At 70.3% G+C, this 25,302-nt stretch carries 25 protein-coding genes and 1 pseudogene; 15 read left to right on the top strand and 11 right to left on the bottom strand.

Going from position 1 to position 25,302, the window contains the following annotated elements; genetic code table 11:
- Positions 1–35: 35 nt before the first annotated feature.
- On the top strand, positions 36–1,688 hold the full coding sequence (gene pgi / locus QHG49_RS26540; protein ID WP_301491585.1) for a glucose-6-phosphate isomerase: 1,653 nt from the start codon (positions 36–38) through the stop codon (positions 1,686–1,688).
- Positions 1,689–1,782: 94 nt separating this feature from the next.
- A complete protein-coding gene (locus QHG49_RS26545) occupies positions 1,783–2,562 on the top strand; it encodes a hypothetical protein (protein WP_301491586.1) in 780 nt (259 codons plus the stop codon).
- A 68-nt stretch (positions 2,563–2,630) separates the two neighbouring features.
- Here the strand turns inward: QHG49_RS26545 and pgl are convergent, their stop codons facing one another.
- Genes pgl through tkt form a run of 5 tightly spaced genes read right to left on the bottom strand, consistent with a single transcriptional unit; the run spans position 2,631 to position 9,334 of the window.
- The gene (pgl, locus tag QHG49_RS26550) at positions 2,631–3,413 is read right to left on the bottom strand and encodes a 6-phosphogluconolactonase (protein WP_301491587.1); all 783 of its coding nucleotides are present in this window, start codon (positions 3,411–3,413) and stop codon (positions 2,631–2,633) included.
- A complete protein-coding gene (opcA, locus tag QHG49_RS26555) occupies positions 3,410–4,555 on the bottom strand; it encodes a glucose-6-phosphate dehydrogenase assembly protein OpcA (RefSeq protein ID WP_145491600.1) in 1,146 nt (381 codons plus the stop codon). The genes pgl and opcA overlap by 4 nt, the downstream gene beginning before the upstream one ends.
- The gene (gene zwf, locus QHG49_RS26560) at positions 4,552–6,093 is read right to left on the bottom strand and encodes a glucose-6-phosphate dehydrogenase (protein WP_145491603.1); all 1,542 of its coding nucleotides are present in this window, start codon (positions 6,091–6,093) and stop codon (positions 4,552–4,554) included. The genes opcA and zwf overlap by 4 nt, the downstream gene beginning before the upstream one ends.
- A gap of 1 nt (position 6,094) precedes the next feature.
- Positions 6,095–7,213, bottom strand: coding sequence for a transaldolase (gene tal, locus QHG49_RS26565; protein ID WP_145491606.1), 1,119 nt, complete (start codon positions 7,211–7,213; stop codon positions 6,095–6,097).
- 33 nt (positions 7,214–7,246) lie between these two features.
- Entirely contained in the window at positions 7,247–9,334 is a 2,088-nt protein-coding gene (tkt, locus tag QHG49_RS26570; protein ID WP_145491609.1) for a transketolase, read from the bottom strand.
- 437 nt (positions 9,335–9,771) lie between these two features.
- Here tkt and QHG49_RS26575 point away from each other — a divergent pair, with 437 nt between their 5' ends.
- Together QHG49_RS26575 and QHG49_RS26580 are read left to right on the top strand one after the other, a co-directional pair.
- A complete protein-coding gene (locus tag QHG49_RS26575; protein WP_167532200.1) occupies positions 9,772–10,728 on the top strand; it encodes a heme o synthase in 957 nt (318 codons plus the stop codon).
- Positions 10,729–10,830: 102 nt separating this feature from the next.
- Positions 10,831–11,151 (top strand): hypothetical protein, encoded by a 321-nt coding sequence (locus QHG49_RS26580; RefSeq protein ID WP_145491614.1) that lies wholly within the window; start codon positions 10,831–10,833, stop codon positions 11,149–11,151.
- Positions 11,152–11,409: 258 nt separating this feature from the next.
- Here the strand turns inward: QHG49_RS26580 and QHG49_RS26585 are convergent, their stop codons facing one another.
- The 4 genes and pseudogenes from QHG49_RS26585 to QHG49_RS26600 form a co-directional block, all read right to left on the bottom strand.
- On the bottom strand, positions 11,410–12,414 hold the full coding sequence (locus QHG49_RS26585) for a heme A synthase (RefSeq protein ID WP_301491588.1): 1,005 nt from the start codon (positions 12,412–12,414) through the stop codon (positions 11,410–11,412).
- Positions 12,415–12,506: 92 nt separating this feature from the next.
- Positions 12,507–13,280: an ABC transporter permease gene (locus tag QHG49_RS26590; RefSeq protein WP_301491589.1), complete on the bottom strand. Its 774-nt coding sequence runs from the start codon at positions 13,278–13,280 to the stop codon at positions 12,507–12,509.
- Between the two features lie 88 nt (positions 13,281–13,368).
- Positions 13,369–14,292 carry an ABC transporter ATP-binding protein gene (locus QHG49_RS26595; protein WP_301492933.1) on the bottom strand — a complete coding sequence of 308 codons (924 nt, stop codon included), beginning with the start codon at positions 14,290–14,292 and terminating at the stop codon, positions 13,369–13,371.
- A 243-nt stretch (positions 14,293–14,535) separates the two neighbouring features.
- Positions 14,536–14,760: pseudogene (locus QHG49_RS26600) on the bottom strand (AAC(3) family N-acetyltransferase); the annotation flags it as partial.
- 307 nt (positions 14,761–15,067) lie between these two features.
- Between QHG49_RS26600 and QHG49_RS26605 the strand changes: the two are divergent.
- The 11 genes from QHG49_RS26605 to dapD all read left to right on the top strand — a co-directional run bounded on the left by QHG49_RS26605 (position 15,068) and on the right by dapD (position 23,717).
- The gene (locus QHG49_RS26605) at positions 15,068–15,802 is read left to right on the top strand and encodes a metalloregulator ArsR/SmtB family transcription factor (protein ID WP_159700320.1); all 735 of its coding nucleotides are present in this window, start codon (positions 15,068–15,070) and stop codon (positions 15,800–15,802) included.
- On the top strand, positions 15,799–17,220 hold the full coding sequence (gene sufB / locus QHG49_RS26610; RefSeq protein WP_145489110.1) for a Fe-S cluster assembly protein SufB: 1,422 nt from the start codon (positions 15,799–15,801) through the stop codon (positions 17,218–17,220). The genes QHG49_RS26605 and sufB overlap by 4 nt, the downstream gene beginning before the upstream one ends.
- A gap of 57 nt (positions 17,221–17,277) precedes the next feature.
- On the top strand, positions 17,278–18,462 hold the full coding sequence (gene sufD / locus QHG49_RS26615) for a Fe-S cluster assembly protein SufD (RefSeq protein WP_145489112.1): 1,185 nt from the start codon (positions 17,278–17,280) through the stop codon (positions 18,460–18,462).
- Complete coding sequence (locus QHG49_RS26620) at positions 18,459–18,776, top strand: non-heme iron oxygenase ferredoxin subunit (protein WP_145489114.1); 318 nt, start codon at positions 18,459–18,461, stop codon at positions 18,774–18,776. The genes sufD and QHG49_RS26620 overlap by 4 nt, the downstream gene beginning before the upstream one ends.
- A 7-nt stretch (positions 18,777–18,783) precedes the next feature.
- Positions 18,784–19,548 carry a Fe-S cluster assembly ATPase SufC gene (gene sufC / locus QHG49_RS26625; RefSeq protein WP_145489116.1) on the top strand — a complete coding sequence of 255 codons (765 nt, stop codon included), beginning with the start codon at positions 18,784–18,786 and terminating at the stop codon, positions 19,546–19,548.
- The gene (locus tag QHG49_RS26630) at positions 19,545–20,801 is read left to right on the top strand and encodes a cysteine desulfurase (RefSeq protein WP_301491590.1); all 1,257 of its coding nucleotides are present in this window, start codon (positions 19,545–19,547) and stop codon (positions 20,799–20,801) included. Before sufC ends, QHG49_RS26630 begins: the two co-directional genes overlap by 4 nt.
- A 17-nt stretch (positions 20,802–20,818) precedes the next feature.
- The gene (sufU, locus tag QHG49_RS26635) at positions 20,819–21,286 is read left to right on the top strand and encodes a Fe-S cluster assembly sulfur transfer protein SufU (RefSeq protein ID WP_159708046.1); all 468 of its coding nucleotides are present in this window, start codon (positions 20,819–20,821) and stop codon (positions 21,284–21,286) included.
- Positions 21,283–21,615 carry a metal-sulfur cluster assembly factor gene (locus QHG49_RS26640; RefSeq protein WP_037656710.1) on the top strand — a complete coding sequence of 111 codons (333 nt, stop codon included), beginning with the start codon at positions 21,283–21,285 and terminating at the stop codon, positions 21,613–21,615. Before sufU ends, QHG49_RS26640 begins: the two co-directional genes overlap by 4 nt.
- A gap of 151 nt (positions 21,616–21,766) precedes the next feature.
- Positions 21,767–22,090 carry a multidrug efflux SMR transporter gene (locus QHG49_RS26645; RefSeq protein ID WP_159700314.1) on the top strand — a complete coding sequence of 108 codons (324 nt, stop codon included), beginning with the start codon at positions 21,767–21,769 and terminating at the stop codon, positions 22,088–22,090.
- Positions 22,090–22,659 carry a TetR/AcrR family transcriptional regulator gene (locus QHG49_RS26650; protein WP_301491591.1) on the top strand — a complete coding sequence of 190 codons (570 nt, stop codon included), beginning with the start codon at positions 22,090–22,092 and terminating at the stop codon, positions 22,657–22,659. The genes QHG49_RS26645 and QHG49_RS26650 overlap by 1 nt, the downstream gene beginning before the upstream one ends.
- Positions 22,660–22,730: 71 nt before the next feature.
- Positions 22,731–23,717, top strand: coding sequence for a 2,3,4,5-tetrahydropyridine-2,6-dicarboxylate N-succinyltransferase (dapD, locus tag QHG49_RS26655; protein WP_159700308.1), 987 nt, complete (start codon positions 22,731–22,733; stop codon positions 23,715–23,717).
- Positions 23,718–23,769: 52 nt separating this feature from the next.
- Here dapD and QHG49_RS26660 read toward each other — a convergent pair whose 3' ends face one another.
- Both QHG49_RS26660 and dapA read right to left on the bottom strand, forming a co-directional pair.
- Entirely contained in the window at positions 23,770–24,273 is a 504-nt protein-coding gene (locus QHG49_RS26660) for a hypothetical protein (RefSeq protein WP_186337926.1), read from the bottom strand.
- A 34-nt stretch (positions 24,274–24,307) separates the two neighbouring features.
- On the bottom strand, positions 24,308–25,207 hold the full coding sequence (gene dapA, locus QHG49_RS26665) for a 4-hydroxy-tetrahydrodipicolinate synthase (RefSeq protein WP_301491592.1): 900 nt from the start codon (positions 25,205–25,207) through the stop codon (positions 24,308–24,310).
- Positions 25,208–25,302: the final 95 nt, after the last annotated feature.

The raw sequence follows: 25,302 nt of genomic DNA on the forward strand, positions 1-25,302 counted from the left end.
GCTGGGACAGGCACGACAGAAGGCGGAAGTCGGAAATGAAAGCAGACGGCCGTACCAGGCTCGACCAGACGCCCGAGTGGACCGCTCTCGCGGAGCACCGGGAGGAACTGGCCGACACCCATCTGAGGGATCTGTTCGCCGCCGACCCCGAGCGCGGCACCGGGTACACGCTGCGGGTCGGCGATCTCCACATCGACTACAGCAAGCATCTGGTCACCGGCGAGACCCTGCGGCTGCTGCGCGAGCTGACCGCGGCGACGGACGTGTTCGGGCTGCGGGACGCCATGTTCCGGGGCGAGAAGATCAACGTCACCGAGGGCCGGGCGGTGCTGCACACCGCGCTGCGCGCGCCCCGGGACGCGGTGATCGAGGTCGACGGCGAGAACGTGGTGCCCAGGGTGCACGCCGTCCTCGACAAGATGAGCAACTTCGCCGACCGGGTGCGCTCCGGCGCCTGGACCGGGCACACGGGCAAGCGGATCCGCAATGTCGTCAACATCGGTATCGGCGGCTCCGACCTCGGGCCCGCGATGGCGTACGAGGCGCTGCGCAGCTTCGCCGACCGGGACCTGACGGTCCGTTTCGTGTCGAACGTGGACGGCGCGGACCTGCACGAGGCCACCCGCGACCTCGACCCGGCGGAGACGCTGTTCATCATCGCCTCCAAGACCTTCACCACCATCGAGACGATCACCAACGCCACCTCCGCGCGCACCTGGCTGCTGAGCGCGCTCGGCGACGACGCCGCGGTGGCCAGGCACTTCGTGGCGCTGTCCACCAACGCGGAGAAGGTCACCGAGTTCGGAATCGACCCGGACAACATGTTCGAGTTCTGGGACTGGGTCGGCGGCCGCTACTCGTACGACTCCGCGATCGGCCTCTCGCTGATGATCGCCATCGGCCCGGACCGGTTCCGGGAGATGCTGGACGGCTTCCACCTGGTCGACGAGCACTTCCGCACCGCCCCGGCCGAGGCCAACGCCCCGCTGCTGCTGGGCCTGCTGGGCATCTGGTACGGCAACTTCCACGACGCCCAGTCGCACGCCGTACTGCCGTACAGCCACTACCTGTCCAAGTTCACCGCCTACCTCCAGCAGCTGGACATGGAGTCCAACGGCAAGTACGTGGCGCGGGACGGCAAGCAGGTCGACTGGGGGACCGGGCCGGTCGTCTGGGGCACGCCGGGCACCAACGGGCAGCACGCGTACTACCAGTTGATCCACCAGGGCACCAAGCTGATTCCGGCGGACTTCATCGGCTTCGCCGAGCCGGTCGCCGAGCTGAGCGGTGAACTGAAGGCGCAGCACGACCTGTTGATGGCCAACTTCTTCGCCCAGACCCAGGCCCTCGCCTTCGGCAAGAGCGCCGAGGAGGTCCGCGCGGAGGGCGTGCCCGAGGAACTGGTGCCGCACAAGGCCTTCCCGGGCAACCGGCCCACGACCACCGTCCTGGCGAAGGAACTGACCCCGTCCGTGCTGGGCCAGCTGATCGCGCTGTACGAGCACAAGGTGTTCGTCCAGGGCGCGGTGTGGGACATCGACTCCTTCGACCAGTGGGGCGTGGAGCTGGGCAAGGTCCTCGCCAAGCGCGTCGAGCCCGCCCTCACCGAGGGCGCGGAGGTACCCGGCCTCGACGCCTCGACCAAGGCGCTGGTCGCCACCTACCGGGAGCTGCGCGGCCGCGGTTGACGACGGCAGGGAGCGCGGGGCATCGGGCGGTCCGCCGGCCGATGTCCCGTACACTCCCGATGATCAAGAACGACGCTACTCGGGGGAGTGCGCAGTGGCACGGGGAAACCGGGCACCGGGTGCCCAGGGGAAACGCAACTACCTGAAAGCCCATCACGCGGCATGGGCGGTGTTCCACCCCGCCTGGATACCGGAACCGCTCGATCCGGGCGTCGAACAGCTCAAGCGGATCCGGGTGGCCGCGGGCACCGTCGCCGCCGTCGGCGTCTACACCTTCGTACAGGGCGGCTTCGCCCTCACGGAGATGCTGGAGAACCTGCTGATCGCCTGCGGGGTGCTGCTGGTGATCGCCCCGCTGACGGTCGGGGTGATGCTGTGGATCTGGCGGCGCGGCGGCAGCCTGCGCTCCCTGCGCCCGCTGCTGCTGCGGGCCCTGGGGCTGCTGCTCACCTTCGTGGCCGCGGCGGCCCTGACCCTCTTCCTGCTCCAGAACAGCAGCCGACTGGGCGCGGGACTGCTGATCCTCCCGCTGGGTCCGCTGACACTGTGGCTGGTCTGGTTCGTCGGCGCCGGGGCCCTGCGCGTCACCGGAAACTTCTTCGGCACGGCCGCCGTGCACCGCGGACTGCCGCCCCTGCTCGCCATCGTCACCGCCTGGCTGATGGCCCTGCCCGATCTGTTCACGGGCGATCTGCACGGCCTCGGGCTCACCCTCGGCATCGTGTTCATCCTCGGCGCCCCGGTGACGGTCACCGGGATAGCGCTGTACGAACTGGCCGTCCTGAAGCGGCGGTTCGGCATACGGCTGGCGGACCATCCGGCGCCGCACCTCGGCCGGACACCGTACGACTCCCGGTACTCGTACGGCCGCTGAGTCCCGGAACGGGAGACGGCGGGGACCATCGGCCCCCGCCGTCTCCTTCGCCTACCCGCCGACCGACGTCACGGGGACGCCGGCGGATACAGCGTGCGCGGCAGCTGGGAGGCCGCCGCCGAGTCCAGCAGCCACAGGGTGCGGCTCCGGCCGCGGGCGCCCGCCGCCGGGGCCTGGATCTCACCCGCGCCGGACAGGGCGATGGCCGCCGCCTCCGCCTTGTCCTCGCCCGCCGCGAGCAGCCAGACCTCACGGGCCGAGCGGATCGCGGGCAGGGTGAGCGAGATCCGGGTCGGCGGCGGCTTGGGCGCGCCGTGCACACCCACCACCGTGCGCTCGGTCTCCCGCACGGCCGGCAGCTCCGGGAAGAGCGAGGCCACATGGGTGTCCGGGCCGACGCCCAGCATCAGCACGTCGAAGGTGGGCACCGAGCCATGGTTCTCAGGGCCGGCCGCCTTCGCCAGCTCCGCCGCGTACGCCTCGGCCGCCGCCTCGACGTCCGTGCCGTACGGCCCGTCGGAGGCGGGCATGGCGTGCACGCGCTCCGGGTCCAGCGGGACGGAGTCCAGCAGGGCCGCGCGGGCCTGGGTGACATTGCGCTCCGGGTCGCCCTCGGGCAGATAGCGTTCGTCGCCCCACCACAGGTCGAGACGGGTCCAGTCCACGGCGTCCCGGGCGGGTGCCTCGGCCAGCGCGGCCAGCAGACCGTTGCCGTTGCGGCCGCCGGTGAGGACCACGGACGCGGTGCCCCGGGAGGCCTGCGCGTCCACGATCTTCGTGATCAGGCGCGCCGCGGCGGCCTGGGCCATCAGTTCCTTGTCGCGGTGGACGACCAGCTGGGGGGTGCTCACTTCGCCGTCGCCTTCCTGGAGGGAGCCTTCTTCGCGGCCCGGGACGACGTCGCCTTCTTCGCGGGCGCCTTGGCCGCCTCCTCGACGGGCTCCGGCTCGGCGGCCGGCTTCGCCCCGCCCTCGGAAGCCGAACCCTCGGAAGCCGAATCCGACTCCGAAGGAGCGTCCGAAGCCGAACCCGAAGCGGAATCCGCGTCCGAAGTCTCCTGCTCCGGAACCGTCTCCAGCCGGTCCACTCCGTACCGCAGCGCCGACGCGTAGGTGTCGTCCGGGTCCAGCCGACGCAGCTCCTCCGCGATCAGCTCGGCGGTGTCGCGCCGGTTGAGCGCCACCGCGCGGGCCGGCTGCCCCTTGATGGACAGCGTGGCCAGCGAGCCGTCCGCGCGGTCCAGGGTGATCGGTCCGCACGTCGTCTCCATGCGGACCCCGGTCAGACCGGGCCCGGCGGACGGGGAACGCCGTACCGGCACGTCCAGCCGGTCCGCGAGCCACATCGCCAGCAGCTCGCAGCTCGGGTTGAACGCCTCGCCCTGCACCTCGACCGCCTCCACCCGGCAGTCGACCTGGTCCAGGGCGGCCGCCAGCATCGAGCGCCAGGGCGTGATCCGGGTCCAGGACAGATCGGTGTCGCCGGGGGTGTAGGCGTCGGCGCGGGCCGCGAGTTCCCGCACCGGCTCCTCGGCGGTGTAGGTGTCGGTGACCCGGCGCTGGGCCAGCGCGCCCAGCGGGTCCTTCGCCGGGTCCAGCGGGGCGTTCACCGGCCACCACACGACCACCGGGGCGTCCGGCAGCAGCAGCGGCAGCACGACCGAGTCGGCGTGCTGGGACACCTCGCCGTACAGCCGCAGGATGACCGTCTCGCCGGTGCCCGCCTCCGCGCCCACCCGCACCTCGGCGTCGAGGCGCGAGCTGGTGCGGTCGCGCGAGGTGCGGGAGATCCGCTTGATGACCACCAGCGTGCGCGAGGGGTGCTCGCGCGAGGCGTCGTTGGCGGCCTTCAGGGCGTCGTAGGCGTTCTCCTCGTCGGTGACGATGACGAGGGTCAAAACCATGCCGACGGCGGGCGTGCCGATGGCGCGGCGGCCCCGCACGAGCCCCTTGTTGATCTCGCCGGCGGTGGTGTCGGTCAGGTCGATCTTCATGGCCTGCGCCAGCTCCGTCCGTCTCGTGCGAGCATCTCGTCCGCCTCGGCGGGGCCCCAGGTGCCCGACTGGTACTGCGCGGGCCTGCCGTGCCTGTCCCAGTACTGCTCGATCGGGTCGAGGATCTTCCAGGACAGCTCGACCTCCTCCGTGCGCGGGAAGAGGTTGGCGTCGCCGAGCAGCACGTCCAGGATGAGCCGCTCGTACGCCTCCGGGCTGGACTCCGTGAACGACTCGCCGTAGGCGAAGTCCATGGACACGTCCCGGATCTCCATCGAGGTGCCCGGCACCTTGGAGCCGAAGCGGACCGTGATGCCCTCGTCCGGCTGGACGCGGATCACGATCGCGTTCTGGCCCAGCTCCTCCGTCGCCGTGTGGTCGAAGGGGGAGTGCGGGGCCCGCTGGAAGACGACGGCGATCTCCGTCACCCGGCGGCCGAGCCGCTTGCCGGTGCGCAGATAGAAGGGGACGCCCGCCCAGCGGCGATTGTCGATGCCGACCTTGATCGCCGCGTACGTGTCGGTCTTCGACTTCGGGTCGATGCCGTCCTCTTCGAGGTAGCCGATGACCTTCTCGCCGCCCTGCCAGCCCGCCGCGTACTGTCCGCGCACGGTGCCCTTGCCCAGGTCCTTCGGCAGCCGTACGGCACCGAGCACCTTGGTCTTCTCCGCGGCCAGCGCCTGCGCGTCGAAGGAGGCGGGCTCCTCCATCGCGGTCAGCGCGAGCAGCTGGAGCAGATGGTTCTGGATGACGTCACGGGCGGCGCCGATACCGTCGTAGTAGCCGGCCCGGCCGCCGATGCCGATGTCCTCGGCCATGGTGATCTGGACATGGTCCACGAAGGACCGGTTCCAGATCGGCTCGAACATCGTGTTGGCGAAGCGCAGCGCCAGGATGTTCTGGACGGTCTCCTTGCCGAGGTAGTGGTCGATCCGGAAGACCTGGTCCGGGGCGAACACCTCGTGCACGATGGCGTTCAGTTCCTCGGCCGACTTCAGATCGTGTCCGAACGGCTTCTCGATGACCGCGCGCCGCCAGGAACCGCCGGACTGGTCGGCGAGTCCGTGCTTCTTCAGCTGCTGGATGACCACCGGGAAGGAGCGCGGCGGCACCGACAGGTAGAAGGCGAAGTTGCCGCCCGTGCCCTGTGCCTTGTCCAGCTCCTCGATGGTGGAGCGCAGCCGCTCGAACGCCTCGTCGTCGTCGAAGGTGCCCTGCACGAAGCGCATCCCCTGGATGAGCTGCTGCCAGACCTCCTCGCGGAACGGCGTACGGGCGTGCGCCTTGACGGCGTCGTGGACCTCCTGCGCGAAGTCCTCGTCGGCCCACTCGCGGCGGGCGAAGCCCACCAGCGAGAAGCCCGGCGGCAGCAGACCCCGGTTGGCGAGGTCGTACACCGCGGGCATCAGCTTCTTGCGCGACAGGTCGCCCGTGACCCCGAAGATGACCAGACCCGACGGCCCCGCGATACGCGGGAGCCGTCGGTCGGCCGGGTCACGGAGCGGGTTCGTCGCTCCGGATCCCGAAACGGGTGACAAGTCAGCCCTCCGAAGGGGCGAGGCGCTCGAGCTCCGCCTGGGTGGACTTCAGCAGGTCGTTCCAGGACGTCTCGAACTTGTCGACGCCCTCGTCCTCCAGCACCTGTACGACCTCGTCGTACGAGATGCCGATCTTCTCCAGCGCGTCCAGGTCGGCGCGGGCCCCGGCGTAGGTGCCGGTGACCGCGTCGCCGCGGATCTCGCCGTGGTCGTCGGTGGCCTCCAGGGTGGCCTCCGGCATGGTGTTGACCGTGTTCGGCGCGACCAGTTCCTCGACGTACATGGTGTCCTTGTACGCCGGGTCCTTCACACCGGTGGAGGCCCACAGCGGACGCTGCTTGTTGGCGCCCGCGTTCTCCAGCACGTTCCAGCGGTCGGAGGAGAAGACCTCCTCGTACGCCTGGTAGGCGAGGCGCGCGTTGGCCACGCCGGCCTTGCCGCGCAGCGCCTTGGCCTCGTCGGTGCCCATCTCGTCGATACGGCGGTCGATCTCGGTGTCCACGCGGGACACGAAGAAGGACGCCACCGAGTGGATCTTCGACAGGTCCAGGCCGCGCTCCTTGGCCTTCTCCAGGCCGGAGAGGTAGGCGTCCATGACCAGGCGGTAGCGCTCGAGGGAGAAGATCAGCGTGACGTTGACGCTGATGCCCAGGCCGATGACCTCGGTGATCGCCGGCAGACCGCCCTGGGTGGCCGGGATCTTGATCAGGGTGTTGGGGCGGTCCACCAGCCAGGCCAGCTGCTTGGCCTCGGCGACGGTCGCCTTGGTGTTGTGCGCGAGACGGGGGTCGACCTCGATGGAGACCCGGCCGTCCTGGCCGTCCGTGGCGTCGAAGACCGGGCGCAGGATGTCGGCGGCGTCGCGGACGTCCGCCGTGGTGATCATGCGGATGGCCTCTTCGACGGTGACCTTGCGGGCGGCGAGGTCCGAGACCTGGAGGTCGTAGCCGTCGCCCTGCGAGATCGCCTTCTGGAAGATCGTCGGGTTCGTGGTGACGCCCACGACGTGCTGCTGGTCGATCAGCTCGGCGAGGTTGCCGGACGTGATCCGCTTGCGCGACAGGTCGTCCAGCCAGATCGCGACGCCTTCGTCGGAGAGGCGCTTGAGTGCGTCTGTCATGGAATTACATCTCCTACGTGTCGTATATGAGCGTCAGCGCTGGGCGGCGGCGATGGATTCCCGGGCCTTCGCGGCCACGTTCTCCGCGGTGAAGCCGAACTCCTCGAAGAGCACCTTGCCGTCCGCGGAGGCACCGAAGTGCTCCAGGGAGACGATGCGGCCGGCGTCCCCGACGTACTTGTGCCACGTCAGCCCGATGCCCGCCTCCACGGAGACACGGGCCTTGACGGACGGCGGCAGCACGGAGTCCCGGTACCCCTGGTCCTGCTGCTCGAACCACTCGACCGAGGGCATGGACACGACGCGCGTCGCGACGCCGTCGGCCTGGAGCAGCTCACGCGCCTCAACCGCCACATGCACCTCGGAACCGGTGGCGATCAGGATGACCTCCGGCTCACCGCCCTCGGCCTCGAACAGGACGTAACCGCCCTTCGCCGCGTCCTCGTTGGGCTCGTACGCCGGCACGCCCTGACGGGTCAGCGCGAAGCCGTGCGGCTGGCCCTTGCCGAACTCCTTGGTGTAGCGCTTGAGGACCTCGCGCCAGGCGATCGCGGTCTCGTTGGCGTCGGCCGGGCGGACGATGTTCAGGCCCGGGATGGCGCGCAGCGAGGCCAGGTGCTCGACCGGCTGGTGGGTGGGGCCGTCCTCGCCGAGGCCGATGGAGTCGTGCGTCCACACGAACGTCACCGGCAGGTGCATCAGGGCCGACAGGCGCACGGCGTTGCGCATGTAGTCGGAGAAGACGAGGAAGGTGCCGCCGTAGACACGGGTGTTGCCGTGCAGGGTGATGCCGTTCAGCTCGGCGCCCATGGAGTGCTCGCGGATGCCGAAGTGGATCGTCCGGCCGTACGGGTCGGCCTCCGGCAGCGGGTTGCCCTCGGGCAGGAAGGAGCTGGCCTTGTCGATCGTGGTGTTGTTCGAGCCGGCGAGGTCGGCGGAGCCGCCCCACAGCTCGGGGATCACCGGGCCGAGCGCCTGGAGCACCTTGCCGGAGGCGGCACGGGTGGCGACCGACTTGCCGGGCTCGAAGACCGGGATCTTCTCCTCCCAGCCGGTGGGCAGCTCGCCCGCCGCGATGCGGTCGAACTCGGCGGCGCGCTCGGGGTTGTCGTCCCGCCACACCTGGAGGGCCTTCTCCCACTCGGCCTTCGCGCGGGCGCCGCGCTCCAGGGCCTTGCGGGTGTGCGTGATCACAGCGTCCTCGACGGCGAAGGACTGCTCCGGGTCGAAGCCGAGGACGCGCTTGGTGGCCGCGACCTCGTCCGCGCCGAGCGCCGAGCCGTGCGCGGCCTCGGTGTTCTGGGCGTTCGGGGCCGGCCAGGCGATGATCGAGCGCATCGCGATGAAGGAGGGCCGGTCGGTGACCTGCTTGGCCGCCTGGATCGCGGCGTAGATCGCCGCCGGGTCCAGGTCGCCGTCCGCCTTCGGCTCCACGCGCTGGACGTGCCAGCCGTACGCCTCGTAGCGCTTGGCGGTGTCCTCGGAGACGGCCGTCTCGGTGTCGCCCTCGATCGAGATGTGGTTGTCGTCCCACAGCAGGATCAGGTTACCGAGCTTCTGGTGGCCGGCCAGCGAGGACGCCTCGGCGGAGATGCCCTCCTGGAGGCAGCCGTCACCGGCGATGCAGTAGATGAAGTGGTCGAACGGCGACTCGCCCTGGGCGGCCTCCGGGTCGAACAGACCGCGCTCGTAGCGGGCGGCCATCGCCATGCCCACCGCGTTGGCCACACCCTGGCCCAGCGGGCCCGTGGTGGTCTCGACGCCCTTGGTGTGTCCGTACTCCGGGTGGCCCGGGGTCCTGGAACCCCAGGTGCGGAAGGACTCCAGGTCCGCCAGCTCCAGGCCGAAGCCGGCCAGGTAGAGCTGGGTGTAGAGGGTCAGGGAGGAGTGGCCGGCGGACAGCACGAAGCGGTCGCGCCCCACCCACTCCGGGTCGGCCGGGTCGTGCCGCATCACCTTCTGGAAGAGGGTGTAGGCGGCGGGGGCCAGGCTCATCGCCGTACCGGGATGGCCGTTGCCGACCTTCTGTACGGCGTCGGCGGCCAGGACTCGGGCGGTGTCCACGGCCCGCTGGTCCAGGTCGGTCCACTCAAGGTCTGTGGTGGTCGGCTTGGTGCTCACCCTGGGTCAGGGCTCCTCTCCACATGTCGGTCGCCGGTCTTCGGGGCATGCGCCCACCCGGCCGCCGGCGTGCTTCTGCCCGCCGGCCGTTGTCGAGCCTACCCTCGTAAGGACGTGCGTTTTCGCGGGTGTTTCCAGACTGCCGGGCATCGACGGGATCCGCCTCCCGACTGGTCGGGACGGCATTTGGCACATGAATAAAGAGACGCTCATCTGACCGCTCAAAAGAGTGGTGGGTGCCCTCTTTTGCGATCTCCGACAAACGGTGTTCCGAGACGTCCCGGGAGCGCCCCGCGGGGGCCCGTCCGTGTGACCGCCAACACGACCCCACCCCCGCGAAGGCCGGGGTATGGGCAACGTCTAAAGTGGCGTGGTACGCGCGAGCCCTTCATGAAGACCTCATCCGGGGGAGGCTCGCTGGGATGTCTCTGTCAGGGGTGTGCGTGACGGCCGTCGAATCCCGTCCAGCTGCCGTGCTCGGTGGTACGAACCCGAGCCCGGCCCACCGGCCGTTCGGGGCCCGTGCCAAGGCATTCGTGGCGCTGACCAAGCCGCGGATCATCGAGCTGCTGCTCATCACCACCGTGCCGGTGATGTTCCTGGCGCAGCAGGGTGTGCCCGATCTGAAGCTGGTGCTGCTGACCTGCCTCGGCGGTTACCTCTCCGCGGGCGGCGCCAACGCGCTGAACATGTACATCGACCGCGACATCGACGCCGTCATGGACCGCACCGCGCAGCGGCCGCTGGTGACCGGGATGGTCAGCCCGCGCGAGTGCCTGGCCTTCGGCATCGCCCTCGGGGTCGTCTCCACGCTGCTGTTCGGGCTGACCGTCAACTGGCTCAGTGCCTGGCTGTCGCTCGGCGCGCTGCTCTTCTATGTCGTCGTCTACACGATGATCCTCAAGCGCCGCACCGCGCAGAACATCGTGTGGGGCGGCATCGCGGGCTGTCTGCCGGTGCTGATCGGCTGGTCCGCGGTCACGGACTCGATGTCCTGGGCACCGATCATCCTGTTCCTGGTGATGTTCTTCTGGACGCCGCCGCACTACTGGCCGCTGTCCATGAAGGTCAAGGAGGACTACGCGCGCGCCGGTGTGCCGATGCTCCCGGTGATCGCCTCCAACAAGGTCGTGGCCCGGCAGATCGTCATCTACAGCTGGGTGATGGTCGTCGTCTCGCTGCTGCTCACCCCGCTGGGGTACACGGGCTGGTTCTACACGGTGGTGGCCCTCGCGGCCGGCGGCTTCTGGCTGTGGGAGGCGCACGGGCTCCAGAACCGGGCGAAGGCCGAGGTGACCGGCGCGAAGCTCAAGGAGATGCGGCTGTTCCACTGGTCGATCACCTATGTGTCGATCCTCTTCGTCGCCGTCGCGGTGGACCCGTTCCTGCGCTGACGCACCTTCTGCTTCCCGAGGCGTTCCGACGGGAGGGGTGCGTGGTCAAGGCCACGCACCCCTCCCGTCGCCGTTTGATCTACTCGTCGGTAGCATCCAGGCATGGCAGACACGCAGCAGGTTGACGCGAAGGCCGAGCGCACGGTGGCCCGGCTCGCCCGGAGGATCAGCGCCTTCTCCAAGGCCCACGGCGGTGCGGAGGGGCAGGTGGCGTACATCGGGGAGCGCGGGGCGCGGATCGTGCTCGTCGGCGAGGACGGCGGCTGGGGCGATGTGGTGGCCCCCTCCTACGCGATCGCCGAGCAGGCGGTGGAGAAGGCCGGGATCACCCGGCACGAGGCGTTTGACGGTGAGTTCGCGGCGAAGGTGACGACCGGGCCGTACGAGTGGAAGCGGATGGCCGGGATCCAGGTCGGGGGCTAGCTTCGAGCGGATGCGGATGCGGTCGTGCTGCCGCGTGCGGGTGCCTCGTGGCTGATCGAGCGGTTCCCCGCGCCCCTGTGGGGCGCCCACAGCGGCCGGTATCGCGGTGTTTCCCGCGCCGCCGGGTCTGAAGGCCGTACGAGAGGTCGCGCCCCGGTGGGCGGCGGCATGTGGCTCACCCGGCGGGGCGCGCTGAGGGCCCGGCGATCGACGGGCTGATCGCCGGGCCCGGGTGAGCGAGACGCTCGTAGGGGCGCGTCAGGCGTTCGTGGGAACCGTGGCCGCGGGCTCGGGTACTTCCAGCTCCGTCTCCGGGCGCTCGCGCAGCGCCAGCAGGACCCGCAGGACGCCGATCCACACCAGGCAGGAGCCGAGCATGTGGAGGCCGACCAGCAGCTCGGGCAGGTGCGTGAAGTACTGGATGTAGCCCACCGCCCCCTGGCTCAGCAGGATCAGGAACAGTTCCCGGGTGCGGGCCAGCGGGCCGCGCGGGGCGTCGACGGCCTTGAGGATGAACCACAGGGCGAACGTCAGCGTCACCACGATCCACGCGAGCACCGCGTGCAGCTTGGCCACGGTCTCCCAGTCGATCGGGATCCGCTTCACATCGCTGGAGTCGCCCGCGTGCGGGCCCGCGCCGGTGACCACGGTGCCGGCCGCGATGAGCAGCACGGCCGCGACCACCAGGAACCACACCAGCTGCACCACGGCCTTGCCGACCAGCGGCCGGGGCGCCGTGTCGCCCTCGCGGGTGCGCTGCCACATCACCGCGGCGACCGTGATCAGCGCGGTCGCCAGCAGGAAGTGCGCGGCGACGGTGTACGGGTTGAGGCCGACCAGCACCACGATGCCGCCGAGCACCGCGTTGCCCATCACCAGCCAGAACTGCGCCCAGCCGAGGCGGGTCAGAGCGCGCCGGTACGGCTTCTCGGCGCGGGCGGCGATGATCGCCCAGCCGACCGCCGCGCACAGCACGTAGGTCAGCATGCGATTGCCGAACTCGATGGCGCTGTGATAGCTCAGCGCCTGTGTCGGCGTCAGGGACCCGTCGGTGCACTCGGGCCAGGTCGGGCAGCCGAGGCCCGAGCTGGTCAGCCGTACGGCACCGCCGGTGACGACGATCACCACCGACATCACGAGCGCGATGAGGGCCGCCCGCTGCACGGTCCCCGGCTTCGGGGTCCAGCGGTCGGCGATGAAGGCGAGCGGATTACGCAGGGCCGCTACGGCGTCGGCGCGGTTCAGCTTTGGCACGCCCACCATCGTAGGCCGCTGCTTGTGCACGCTTTCACGAGGGTCCCGTACGGGCGCCGTGTCGCCGCTCACTTCCGGGCCGCCGGCCCTGGAAGCCCCGCTCACTCCCAGCGGAAGAGCTTGCCCGCCGCCGCGAGCCCCACGACCGCCCACACGGCGAGGATCCCCAGGTCGCCCCAGGGCATCCCGGCGCCGTGCTGGAGCACGTCCCGCAGGCCGTCGGAGAGGGCGGAGATGGGCAGCAGGCCGAGGATGTGCTGTCCGGCCGAGCCGAACTTGTCCAGCGGCACGATGACCCCGCCGCCGACGAGCAGCAGCAGGAACACCAGGTTGGCCGCGGCCAGCGTCGCCTCCGCCTTCAGGGTGCCGGCCATCAGCAGGCCGAGCCCGGAGAAGGCGGCGGTGCCGAGGACCAGGAGGAGCAGCACGGCGGCGGGGTTGCCGTGCGGGGACCAGCCGAGCGCCAGGGCGATCGCCGCCAGCAGGATCACCTGGAGCACCTCGGTGACCAGCACGGACGCCGTCTTGGCGGCCATCAGGGCCCAGCGCGGCAGCGGCGAGGCGGCGAGCCGCTTGAGGACGCCGTAGCGGCGCTCGAAGCCGGTGGCGATGGCCTGTCCGGTGAACGCGGTCGACATCACGGCGAGGGCGAGGATGCCCGGCGCGAGGAAGTCGACGGCCTTGCCCTTGCCGGTGTCCACGATGTCCACGGAGCTGAACAGCACCAGCAGCAGGGTCGGGATGACGACCGTCAGCAGCAGCTGCTCGCCGTTGCGCAGCAGCATCCTGGTCTCCAGGGCCGCCTGCGCCGCGATCATGCGGGGCAGGGGCGCGGCCCCCGGCTTGGGCGCGTACGTACCCGGCGCGGTGGTCATGAGCGCAGCTCCTTGCCGGTCAGCTCCAGGCTGTGTCCTCCTGGGGGGCGACCCCCGGGCCCCCGGCCGATCTCCGTGCGGGTCGAGATCATGAACGCAGCTCCTTGCCGGTCAGCTCCAGAAAGACGTCTTCCAGGGTGTGCCGTTCGACCGAGATGCGGTCCGGCATCACGCCGTGCTGGGCGCACCAGGAGGTCACGGTGGCCAGCAGCTGCGGGTCGACCTGGCCGACGACGCGGTAGGCGCCCGGGGTCAGCTCGGCGGCGGTGCAGCCGTCCGGGAGGGCCTTGAGCAGCGAGGCGACGTCGAGTCCGGGGCGGCCGGAGAAGCGCAGGGTGTTCTCGGCGCCGCCCTTGCACAGCTCTTCCGGGGAGCCCTGGGCGATGACCTTGCCGCCGTCGATGATCGCGACGTCGTCGGCGAGTTCCTCGGCCTCGTCCATGTGGTGCGTGGTGAGGATCACCGAGACGCCGTCGGCGCGCAGGTCCCGCACCAGGTCCCAGGTGGCCCGGCGGGCCTGCGGGTCGAGGCCCGCGGTCGGCTCGTCCAGGAAGACCAGTTCCGGGCGGCCGACGACGGCCATGGCGAGCGCGAGGCGCTGCTGCTGGCCGCCGGAGAGCCGACGGTAGGAGGTACGGCCGCAGCTGCCGAGGCCGAGTCGTTCGATCAGGGCGGCCACGTCCAGCGGGTGGGCGTGCAGCTTGGCGACATGGCGCAGCATCTCGTCCGCGCGGGCGCCGGAGTACACGCCGCCGGACTGGAGCATCACACCGATCCGGGGCCGCAGCTCGGCCGACTGCCGCACGGGGTCGAGGCCCAGGACGCGCACCGTGCCGGAATCCGGCTTCCGGTACCCCTCGCAGGTCTCGACCGTCGTCGTCTTGCCGGCGCCGTTGGGTCCGAGAACGGCGGTCACACCGGCCCTGGCCTCCAGGTCGAGGCCGTTCACCGCGGTCTTCGTGCCGTACCGCTTCACCAGGGCCTGGACCTGGACCACGGGCTCACTTCGCATGGGACCTGAGTCTAGGGAGAGCGCTCGCCGATCAGTCGCGGGGGTGCGGGAACCCGTAGGTGACGGGCCTGCGCGCGCGGAGCCACCGCTCGGCGTGGGTCCACGGCGTCCGCCGACGGGAACAGCCGGGCGTCGGCCGCGCCCACCCCGCCCCGGGCGACGGGCCTCCCCTCCCGCGCGCGGGGCGCCGAGGGCCGCGAAGGAGGTCTGCGGGTGCGCGCTGCGCAGGGCGCCCGGCCGGGTGCGCACCGTCTCCGGAATCACCCCGACGCCGAGGCGGGGGTGATCAGGGGGTCGTACGGTGGCGATGGTGGCCCGGATCCGGTCCCGCCACTCCTCGGGCACCGGCGGGTTCACCCATTCGGCCGGGTCCGAGAGGTCGGAGGACTGGGCCGGGACGACCAGGGTGCCGCGGGGACCGAGCGCGTCGAGGAGCGCTTTGACGACCGCAACGGCCCCGCCGTTCACCCACCCGAGCGAACTTAGGGACGAATGTACGAAGAGCGTCTCGCCGCGCTCGAAGCCGAGCCGCCGCAGTCCGGCGGCGATGTCGTCCCGGTGGCAAGAGGCCCGGTCGGAGGGGGTGTGACCATGGCCGGAGAGCCTTCCGGACGGGCGGACGGGGCGCCGACGGATTGCCTGCCGAGCGGTCTCCGGATGATCGATCAGAGATCATTTTCGCAGGTCAGATTAGGTATACCTAAGTGACGCAGGGCACCGTCGATGATCCCGACGGCGCTTGTCAGGCCCGGATGAATTACGCAACAATGGCGTTGTGAAAAACGTCGGCGAGGCTCGGGAGGCCCCCACGGGGGCCCCGCAGGAGGAGCTCGCGACCGGTGAGCGCTCCACGCGCAACCGCGTCGTGCGATCCATCCTGGACCACGGGCCCTCGACCGTCGCCGAACTCGCGGGCCGGCTGGGACTGACCCAGGCGGCCGTCCGGCGCCATCTGGACGCGCTGGCCGCGGACGACGTGGTGGAGGCCCGGGAGCAGCGGGTGTACGGCACACGCACGCGCGGCCGCCCCGCCAAGGTCTTCGCGCTCACCGACTGCGGCCGCGACGCCTTCGACCAGTCGTACGACAAGCTGGCCGCGGACGCGCTGCGCTGGATCGCCGAGCACGAGGGCGGGTCCGGCGCGGTCGCCGCCTTCGCCCGCGCCCGGATCGCCTCCCAGGCGAGGGCGTACCGCCGGGCGATCGAGGGCGTGAGCCCCGACAAGCGCGCGGAAGCGCTGGCCAAGGCCTTGAGCGCGGACGGGTACGCTGCTACGGCGCGCAGCGCACCGGTCGGCGAGCAGCTCTGCCAGCACCACTGCCCGGTCGCCCATGTCGCGGAGCAGTACCCGCAGCTGTGCGAGGCGGAGACGGAGATCTTCGCCGAGCTGCTGGGTACCCACGTCCAGCGACTGGCGACCATCGCGCACGGCGACGGCGTCTGCACGACGTTCATTCCCAAGATTTCCACTGACGCACCTGCAAGCACGGCCGGGAGGAACCCCGCATGACTCTCCCCACGGAGACTGCCCACCCTGAGCTGGAGGGCCTGGGCAACTACGAATACGGCTGGGCCGACTCCGACGTGGCCGGTGCCTCCGCCCGGCGCGGTCTGAACGACGACGTCGTCCGCGACATCTCCGACAAGAAGTCGGAGCCGGAGTGGATGACCAAGCTGCGCCTCAAGGGCCTCAGGCTCTTCGAGAAGAAGCCCATGCCGAACTGGGGCTCCGACCTGTCGGGCATCGACTTCGACAACATCAAGTATTTCGTGCGCTCCACGGAGAAGCAGGCGGAGTCCTGGGAGGACCTGCCCGAGGACATCAAGAACACGTACGACAAGCTGGGCATCCCCGAGGCCGAGAAGCAGCGCCTGGTCGCCGGCGTGGCCGCCCAGTACGAGTCGGAGGTCGTCTACCACCAGATCCGCGAGGACCTGGAGGAGCAGGGCGTCATCTTCCTGGACACCGACACCGCCCTCAAGGAGCACCCGGAGCTCTTCAAGGAGTACTTCGGCACGGTCATCCCGGCCGGCGACAACAAGTTCGCCGCGCTGAACACGGCCGTGTGGTCCGGCGGCTCCTTCATCTACGTGCCGAAGGGCGTGCACGTGGAGATCCCGCTCCAGGCCTACTTCCGTATCAACACGGAGAACATGGGCCAGTTCGAGCGGACCCTGATCATCGTCGACGAGGGTGCCTACGTGCACTACGTCGAGGGCTGCACCGCGCCGATCTACAAGTCGGACTCGCTGCACAGCGCCGTGGTCGAGATCATCGTCAAGAAGAACGCCCGCTGCCGCTACACGACCATCCAGAACTGGTCGAACAACGTCTACAACCTGGTCACCAAGCGCGCCGTGGCGTACGAGGGCGCGACCATGGAGTGGATCGACGGCAACATCGGCTCCAAGGTGACGATGAAGTACCCGGCCGTCTACCTGATGGGCGAGCACGCCAAGGGCGAGACCCTGTCCATCGCCTTCGCGGGCGAGGGCCAGCACCAGGACGCCGGCTCCAAGATGGTCCACATGGCGCCGAACACCTCGTCCAACATCGTGTCGAAGTCCGTGGCGCGCGGCGGCGGCCGCACCTCGTACCGCGGCCTGGTCGAGATCGGCGAGGGCGCCCACGGCTCCAAGTCGAACGTGCTGTGCGACGCGCTGCTCGTCGACACCATCTCCCGCTCCGACACGTACCCGTACGTCGACGTCCGCGAGGACGACGTGTCCATGGGTCACGAGGCGACCGTCTCCAAGGTCTCCGAGGACCAGCTCTTCTACCTGATGAGCCGTGGTCTGACCGAGTTCGAGGCGATGGCGATGATCGTGCGCGGCTTCGTCGAGCCGATCGCCAAGGAGCTGCCCATGGAGTACGCGCTCGAACTCAACCGGCTGATCGAGCTGCAGATGGAAGGCGCGGTCGGCTGACCGCCCACCGCCCCACCATCACGCCACTGACCTGAGAAAGCGAGCAATACGACAGCCATGGCTGAGGCCCAGAACATCCCGGTGGGCTCCACCACCGCCGGCCAGATCGCGGTGGCCGCGGAGTCGACCGTCGCCACGCGCATGAGCGTGCCCCCGTCCTTCGACGTCGCGGACTTCCCCGTCCCGCACGGCCGCGAGGAGGAGTGGCGGTTCACCCCGCTGGAGCGCCTGCGCGGGCTGCACGACGGCACCGCCGTCGCCACCGGTGACGGCGTGAAGGTCGACGTGCAGGCCCCCGAGGGCGTCGTCGTGGAGACCGTGGGCCGCGACGACGCGCGCCTCGGCCGCGCGGGCACCCCCGTGGACCGGATCGCCGCCCAGGCGTACTCCGCCTTCGAGCAGGCCTCGGTCGTGACCGTCCCCAAGGAGACCGTGCTCACCGAGCCGGTCCGCATCGCCGTGCACGGCCAGGGCGGCACCGCCTTCGCCCACCAGGTGATCGAGCTGGGCGCCTTCGCCGAGGCCGTGGTCGTCATCGACCACACCGGCGACGCGGTGCTCGCTGCCAACGTCGAGTACGTGCTGGGCGACGGCGCCAAGCTGACCGTCGTCTCCGTCCAGGACTGGGACGACAAGGCCGTCCACACCGCCCAGCACAACACGCTGATCGGCCGGGACGCGTCCTTCAAGTCGGTCGTCGTCACCTTCGGCGGCGACGTCGTACGGCTGCACCCGCGTGTCGCCTACGCGGGCCCCGGCGGCGAGGCCGAGCTGTACGGCCTGTACTTCACCGACGCGGGCCAGCACCAGGAGCACCGCCTCCTGGTCACCCACAACACCCCGCACTGCAAGTCGAACGTCGTCTACAAGGGCGCGCTCCAGGGCGACGACGCGCACGCGGTCTGGATCGGCGACGTGCTCATCGAGGCCAAGGCCGAGGGCACCGACACCTACGAGATGAACCGCAACCTGGTCCTCACCGACGGCGCCCGCGTCGACTCGGTGCCGAACCTGGAGATCGAGACCGGCGAGATCGTGGGCGCCGGCCACGCCTCCGCCACCGGCCGCTTCGACGACGAGCAGCTCTTCTACCTGATGGCCCGCGGCATCCCCGAGCAGGACGCCCGCCGCCTGGTGGTCCGCGGCTTCTTCGCCGAACTCGTCCAGCAGATCGGCGTCGCCGACATCGAGGAGCGTCTGCTCGCCAGGATCGGGCAGGAGCTGGAGGCCTCGGTCGCATGAGTTTCGTACGCGCCTGTGGGCTGAGCGAGCTGGAGGAGGACACCCCCAGGCGGGTGGAACTCGACGGCACGCCGGTCTCGGTCGTCCGCACCGAGGGTGAGGTGTTCGCGATCTACGACATCTGCTCCCACGCGAACGTCTCGCTCTCCGAGGGCGAGGTGGAGGACTGCCAGATCGAGTGCTGGCTGCACGGCTCCGCGTTCGACCTGCGTACCGGCAAGCCGTCCGGCCTCCCCGCGACGCGCCCCGTACCCGTATACCCCGTAAAGATCGAAGGGGACGACGTGCTCGTCTCCCTCACCCAGGAGTCCTGAGGCATCCATGGCAACGCTTGAAATCCGAGACCTGCACGTCACCGTCGAGGCCGACAACGCCACGAAGGAGATCCTCAAGGGCGTCGACCTGACCGTGAAGCAGGGCGAGACGCACGCCATCATGGGCCCCAACGGCTCCGGCAAGTCGACCCTCGCCTACTCGCTCGCGGGTCACCCGAAGTACACGATCACCGAGGGCACCGTGCTGCTCGACGGCGAGGACGTCCTGGAGATGTCCGTCGACGAGCGCGCCCGCGCCGGCCTGTTCCTGGCCATGCAGTACCCGGTCGAGGTCCCCGGCGTCTCGGTCTCCAACTTCCTGCGCACCTCCGCCACCGCCGTGCGCGGCGAGGCCCCGAAGCTGCGCACCTGGGTGAAGGAGGTCAAGGAGGCCATGGAGCGTCTCCACATGGACCCCGCCTTCGCCGAGCGCAACGTCAACGAGGGCTTCTCCGGCGGCGAGAAGAAGCGCCACGAGATCCTCCAGCTCGAACTGCTCAAGCCGAAGATGGCGATCCTGGACGAGACCGACTCGGGCCTGGACGTCGACGCGCTGCGCATCGTCTCCGAGGGCGTCAACCGCGTCCGCGAGACGGGCGAGGTCGGCACCCTGCTGATCACGCACTACACGCGCATCCTGCGCTACATCAAGCCCGACCACGTCCACGTCTTCTCTGCGGGCCGCATCGTCGAGTCCGGCGGCCCGGAGCTCGCGGACAAGCTGGAGAACGAGGGCTACGAGGCATACGTGAAGGGTGGCGCATCCGCGTGACACAGCTGTCGGGCCTCCTCGACACCGAGGCGATCCGCAAGGACTTCCCCGTCCTGGACCGTGTCGTCCACGACGGCAGGAAGCTCGTGTACCTGGACAACGCGGCGACCAGCCAGAAGCCGCGCCAGGTGCTGGACGCCCTCAACGAGTACTACGAGCGTTACAACGCCAACGTCCACCGCGGCGTGCACGTCCTCGCCGAGGAGGCCACGGCACTCTACGAGGGCGCGCGCGACAAGGTGGCGGAGTTCGTCAACGCCCCGAGCCGCGACGAGGTGATCTTCACCAAGAACGCCTCCGAGTCCCTCAACCTCGTGGCCAACATGCTCGGTTGGGCCGACGAGCCCTACCGGGTCGACCACGAGACCGAGATCGTCATCACGGAGATGGAGCACCACTCCAACATCGTGCCGTGGCAGCTGCTGGCGCAGCGCACCGGCGCGAAGCTGAAGTGGTTCGGCCTGACCGACGACGGCCGCCTGGACCTGTCGAACATCGACGAGATCATCACCGAGAAGACGAAGATCGTCTCCTTCGTGCTGGTCTCGAACATCCTCGGCACCGTCAACCCGGTCGAGGCGATAGTGCGCCGCGCCCAGGAGGTCGGCGCGCTGGTGTGCGTCGACGCCTCCCAGGCCGCGCCGCACATGCCGGTGGACGTCCAGGCCCTCGGCGCCGACTTCGTGGCCTTCACCGGCCACAAGATGTGCGGTCCGACCGGCATCGGCGTGCTGTGGGGCCGCCAGGAGCTGCTGGAGGACCTGCCGCCGTTCCTGGGCGGTGGCGAGATGATCGAGACCGTCTCGATGCACTCCTCGACGTACGCCCCCGCGCCGCACAAGTTCGAGGCGGGCACGCCCCCGATCGCGCAGGCGGTCGGCCTGGGCGCGGCGATCGACTACCTCCAGGCGATCGGCATGGAGAAGATCCTCGCGCACGAGCACGCGCTCACCCAGTACGCGGTGGAGCGGCTGGCCCAGGTCCCCGATCTGCGGATCATCGGCCCGACCACGGCCGAGGACCGGGGCGCCGCGATCTCCTTCACCCTGGGCGACATCCACCCGCACGACGTGGGCCAGGTCCTGGACGAGCAGGGCATCGCGGTCCGCGTCGGCCACCACTGTGCCCGTCCGGTCTGCCTGCGCTACGGAATTCCCGCGACCACGCGAGCGTCGTTCTATCTGTACTCCACGCCGGCCGAGATCGACGCTCTGGTCGACGGTCTGGAGCACGTACGGAACTTCTTCGGCTGAGAGGCGTGTCGAAAACCGTGAAGCTGGACTCCATGTACCAGGAAGTCATCCTGGACCACTACAAGAACCCGCACGGGCGTGGTCTCCGGGATGGCGACGCCGAGGTGCACCATGTGAACCCGACGTGCGGCGACGAGATCACCCTCCGTGTGAAGTACGACGGCACGAAGATCGCGGACGTCTCGTACGAGGGCCAGGGCTGCTCGATCAGCCAGGCATCGGCCTCCGTGCTGAACGACCTCCTGGTCGGCAAGGACCTGCCCGAGGCGCAGAAGATCCAGGAGACGTTCCTGGAGCTGATGCAGTCCAAGGGCAAGATCGAGCCGGACGACGCGATGGAGGAGGTGCTGGAGGACGCGGTCGCGTTCGCCGGTGTCTCCAAGTACCCCGCGCGGGTCAAGTGCGCCCTCCTGAGCTGGATGGCGTGGAAGGACGCGACGGCCCAGGCGCTGGGTGGCGCCGAAGCCGAAAGGAAGACCGCATGAGCGACACCGTCGAGATGAAGCCGGCCTCGGAGGAGGAACTCCGTGAGGCCCTGATGGACGTGGTCGACCCCGAGCTGGGCATCGACGTCGTCAACCTCGGCCTGATCTACGGCATCCACGTGGACGACTCCAACGTGGCCACCGTGGACATGACCCTGACCTCCGCGGCCTGCCCGCTGACGGACGTCATCGAGGACCAGGCCAAGTCCGCCACGGACGGCATCGTCAACGAGCTCCGGATCAACTGGGTCTGGATGCCGCCGTGGGGCCCGGACAAGATCACGGACGAGGGCCGTGAGCAGCTGCGCGCGCTGGGTTTCAACGTCTGACAGCGTCTGGCACAGAGCTTGTGCGAGGGGCCATGGCAGGAATGCCGTGGCCCCTTTCGCATGCCCGGCGCCCGCCCCGGCGCCCCCTGTTCGCCTACGCGTCGCACCGTCGTCATGTACGGCCGTACACATCCTGTGTACGCTCGTACACATGGGATATCTGACGCTCGCCGGCGCCATAGCCGCCGAGGTGACCGCCACGACGGCGATGAAGTACAGCCATGGGTTCACCCGGCTCGGACCCTCGCTGGTGACGGCGCTGGGGTATCTGGTGTCTTTCCTGCTGCTGGCGCAGACGCTCAAGACGGTGCAGATCGGTACGGCGTACGCGATCTGGTCCGGGGTGGGGACCGCGGCCATCGCGGTGCTCGGGCTGCTGCTGTTCGGGGAGGGGCTCGACGCGGTCAAGGTGGCGGGGATCCTGCTGATCATCGGGGGCGTGGTGGTGCTGAACCTCGGCGGGACGAGCCACTGATGGCCCGGCGCTACGACCCCGGCCGGCGCCAGCGGATCATCGACGCGGCGATCCGGGTGGCCGGGCGGGACGGGCTCGCCGGGCTGAGCCATCGCACGGTCGCGGCCGAGGCGGATGTGCCGCTCGGCTCCACCACGTACCACTTCGCCACCCTGGACGATCTGCTGGTGGCCGCCCTGAGCCAGGCGAACGAGGGGTTCGCGGCGGCGCTCGACGCCGGCGGGGCGCTGGCCTGCGGCGATCTCGCGGCCGGGCTCGCCCGGGTCCTCGGCGACTGGCTGAACGGCGACCGTCCGGGCGCGGAGCTGGAGTACGAGCTGTACCTCGCCGCCCTGCGCCGCCCGGCCCTGCGGCCCGTCGCCGCCCGGTGGACCGAGGAGACCGGCGCGCGGCTGTCCGCCCGGGTCGACGCGGTGACGGCGCGGGCGCTGCTCGCGCTGATGGACGGGATCTGCCTCCAGGTGCTGCTGACGGGCGGGTCGTACGACGAGGCGTACGCGCGGGAGGCGCTCGGGCGGGTGATCGGCCGAACGGGAGGGTGTCCGGCCGGGGGCCGGCGGATCGGGTGAAGGCGGATCCCGCGACCGGCACATGAGACACGGTTCGCCCCCGCACCCCGTGCCACGTTAGGTTTTGTCCCATGACCGACACTGCTTCCCGTACCACCGGCGCCGTCGCCGCCGGCCTCGCCACGATCGCCTCCGACGGCACCGTTCTCGACACCTGGTTCCCCGCGCCCGAGCTGGTCGCCGAGCCGGGCCCGGCCGGCACCGAGCGGCTGTCCGCCGAGCGCGCGGCGGAGCTGCTGGGCGGCGGCGCGACCGCGGCGATCGGCCCGGACGCCCGCAGGGGCGTCGAGGTGGTCGCGGTCCGCACGGTCATCGCCTCGCTGGACGAGAAGCCGCTGGACGCGCACGACACCTATCTGCGCCTGCACCTGCTCTCGCACCGCCTGGTCAAGCCGCACGGCCAGAACCTGGACGGCATCTTCGGCCACCTCGCCAACGTCGCCTGGACCTCGCTCGGCCCGGTCGCCGTGGACGACATCGAGAAGGTGCGGCTGAACGCCCGCGCCGAGGGCCTGCACCTCCAGGTCACCTCGATCGACAAGTTCCCCCGCATGACGGACTACGTGGCTCCCAAGGGCGTCCGCATCGCCGACGCCGACCGGGTCCGGCTGGGCGCGCACCTGGCCGAGGGCACCACCGTGATGCACGAGGGCTTCGTCAACTTCAACGCCGGCACGCTCGGCACCTCGATGGTCGAGGGCCGGATCTCGGCCGGTGTCGTCGTCGGCGACGGCTCGGACATCGGCGGCGGCGCCTCCACCATGGGCACCCTGTCCGGCGGCGGCAATGTGATCATCGCCATCGGCGAGCGCTGCCTGGTCGGCGCCGAGGCGGGCGTCGGCATCGCCCTCGGCGACGAGTGCGTGGTGGAGGCCGGTCTGTACGTCACCGCCGGGACCCGCGTCACCATGCCCGACGGCCAGATCGTCAAGGCCCGCGACCTCAACGGCGCCTCCCACATCCTCTTCCGCCGCAACTCGGTCACCGGCACGGTCGAGGCCCGCCCGAACAACGCGGTCTGGGGCGGCCTGAACGACATCCTGCACAGCCACAACTGACCGGCCCCGCAAGCCCGGAGCGCCCCTCGCCCGCGTGGTGAGGGGCGCTCGGTCAGGTCAGGCCGGCCGCGAACTCCGCCAGGGTGGTGAAGTCGCCCTCGCGCAGGCCGATGCGGGGGTCCACATGGTGGAGGAGGGCGGGGCCCGGGTGGTGGTCGGTCACGAACACCGCGTCCTCGGTGCTCTGTTCGTCGTCGACCCAGGCGAACGGCCGGCCCCCGGCGTACGCCACGATCGCCTCCGTCTTCCAGTGCACCCCGTCGGACCGGTGCGCGAACAGGCCCGCGCCGAAGTCGACGTACGGCAGTTCGGGCAGTCCGAGGACAGGGGCGATCCAGTGGTTGGCCTCGGCCATCCAGGTCGTCGCCCAGCACAGCTCGTAGCCGAGGGCCAGCAGCGCGGGGCCGTGGGCCGGATTCAGCCAGACCCGCAGGGGGCGGCGGGAGGAGGCCAGCGGCACCCGGATCGTCGTATAACCCTCCGGCCGGCGCTCCGGTCGGGCGCCGTACGGGTTGAGCGGACCGTCGACGTCCAGGAAGAGCAGGGGGCGGCTCACGGGGACACCGTACGGCAGACGGGGGGAGCGCGGATCAGGATTCGGTCAGTTCTTCGAAGCGGGCGTGCAGTTCGGCTGTCACCTGCGGAGAGGCGGGCAGCAGTGGGGCGCGGACCGGGCCCGCGGGCAGGCCGAGCCGGGACAGGAGGGCCTTGGCGGTGACCGTCCCGGGCAGGTCCGCGGCCGTCATGGCCTCGATCAACGGGGTCGCCCGCAGCTGGAGTCGCCGCGCCCGCGCGGTGTCGGCCGCGTCGAAGGCGTCGAGGACGGCGCGGGTGTGGCGCGGGGCGGCGTTGGCGACGGTGCTGATGCAGCCCGCCGCGCCGACGGCGTACAGGGCGAGGTTGTGCTCGTCGCAGCCCGCGTAATAGGCCAACTCCGTGCGGGCGAGTACCTTCTGGGCGCCCAGGAGGTCGTAGGAGCAGTCCTTGACGCCGGCGATCCGTGGGTGGCCGGCGAGACGGAGGATCGTCTCCGGTTCGATGCGGGTGCCGGTGCGGCCCGGGATGTCGTAGAGCAGGACCGGCAGTCCGCTCGCGTCGGCGACGGCGCGGAAGTGCGCGGCGACGGCCTCCTGGGGCGGCCTGCTGTAGTAGGGCGCCACGACCAGCGCGGCGTCGGCGCCCGCCTTCTCGGCGGCGAGGGCCAGTTCGGTGGTGTGCCGGGTGTCGGCGGTGCCGATGCCCGCGATCAGGGGGACCCGCGCGCCGACCGCCTCCCGTACGGCCGTGATCAGCTCCGCCTTCTCGCCGTCGGTGGTGGTCGGCGACTCGCCCGTGGTGCCGTTGAGGACCAGCCCGTCGCAGCCCTCCGCGACCAGGTGGGCGGCCAGTTCCTGGGCGCCGGACCGGTCCAGCGCCCCCTCCTCGGTGAACGGGGTGATCATCGCGCACAGGACGCGGCCGAAGGGGGAGGGGCTGTGTGTGATCGTCATACCCGTTAGTGTCGGCAGCGGGTCGATGTAGCTCCACTTAATTCTTCTTCACGGTATTCGTAAGTTTGCTTACTTGTTCGGGTGTGGCGCAAGGT

It is taken from the genome of Streptomyces sp. WP-1, assembly GCF_030450125.1.
GTDB classification, from domain to species: Bacteria; Actinomycetota; Actinomycetes; order Streptomycetales; family Streptomycetaceae; genus Streptomyces; species Streptomyces incarnatus.

Excerpts from the sequence above, each read along its gene's own strand:
- sufD (WP_145489112.1), top strand. The coding sequence starts at position 17,278 with ATGGCTGAGGCCCAGAACATCCCGGTGGGCTCCACCACCGCCGGCCAG.
- QHG49_RS26580 (WP_145491614.1), top strand. The coding sequence starts at position 10,831 with ATGGCAGACACGCAGCAGGTTGACGCGAAGGCCGAGCGCACGGTGGCC.
- sufC (WP_145489116.1), top strand. The coding sequence starts at position 18,784 with ATGGCAACGCTTGAAATCCGAGACCTGCACGTCACCGTCGAGGCCGAC.
- QHG49_RS26650 (WP_301491591.1), top strand. The coding sequence starts at position 22,090 with ATGGCCCGGCGCTACGACCCCGGCCGGCGCCAGCGGATCATCGACGCG.
- opcA (WP_145491600.1), bottom strand. The coding sequence starts at position 4,555 with ATGAAGATCGACCTGACCGACACCACCGCCGGCGAGATCAACAAGGGG.
- pgi (WP_301491585.1), top strand. The coding sequence starts at position 36 with ATGAAAGCAGACGGCCGTACCAGGCTCGACCAGACGCCCGAGTGGACC.
- QHG49_RS26645 (WP_159700314.1), top strand. The coding sequence starts at position 21,767 with ATGGGATATCTGACGCTCGCCGGCGCCATAGCCGCCGAGGTGACCGCC.
- dapD (WP_159700308.1), top strand. The coding sequence starts at position 22,731 with ATGACCGACACTGCTTCCCGTACCACCGGCGCCGTCGCCGCCGGCCTC.
- QHG49_RS26620 (WP_145489114.1), top strand. The coding sequence starts at position 18,459 with ATGAGTTTCGTACGCGCCTGTGGGCTGAGCGAGCTGGAGGAGGACACC.
- tal (WP_145491606.1), bottom strand. The coding sequence starts at position 7,213 with ATGACAGACGCACTCAAGCGCCTCTCCGACGAAGGCGTCGCGATCTGG.
- QHG49_RS26585 (WP_301491588.1), bottom strand. The coding sequence starts at position 12,414 with ATGGTGGGCGTGCCAAAGCTGAACCGCGCCGACGCCGTAGCGGCCCTG.
- QHG49_RS26595 (WP_301492933.1), bottom strand. The coding sequence starts at position 14,292 with ATGCGAAGTGAGCCCGTGGTCCAGGTCCAGGCCCTGGTGAAGCGGTAC.
- QHG49_RS26590 (WP_301491589.1), bottom strand. The coding sequence starts at position 13,280 with ATGACCACCGCGCCGGGTACGTACGCGCCCAAGCCGGGGGCCGCGCCC.
- dapA (WP_301491592.1), bottom strand. The coding sequence starts at position 25,207 with ATGACGATCACACACAGCCCCTCCCCCTTCGGCCGCGTCCTGTGCGCG.
- sufB (WP_145489110.1), top strand. The coding sequence starts at position 15,799 with ATGACTCTCCCCACGGAGACTGCCCACCCTGAGCTGGAGGGCCTGGGC.
- QHG49_RS26640 (WP_037656710.1), top strand. The coding sequence starts at position 21,283 with ATGAGCGACACCGTCGAGATGAAGCCGGCCTCGGAGGAGGAACTCCGT.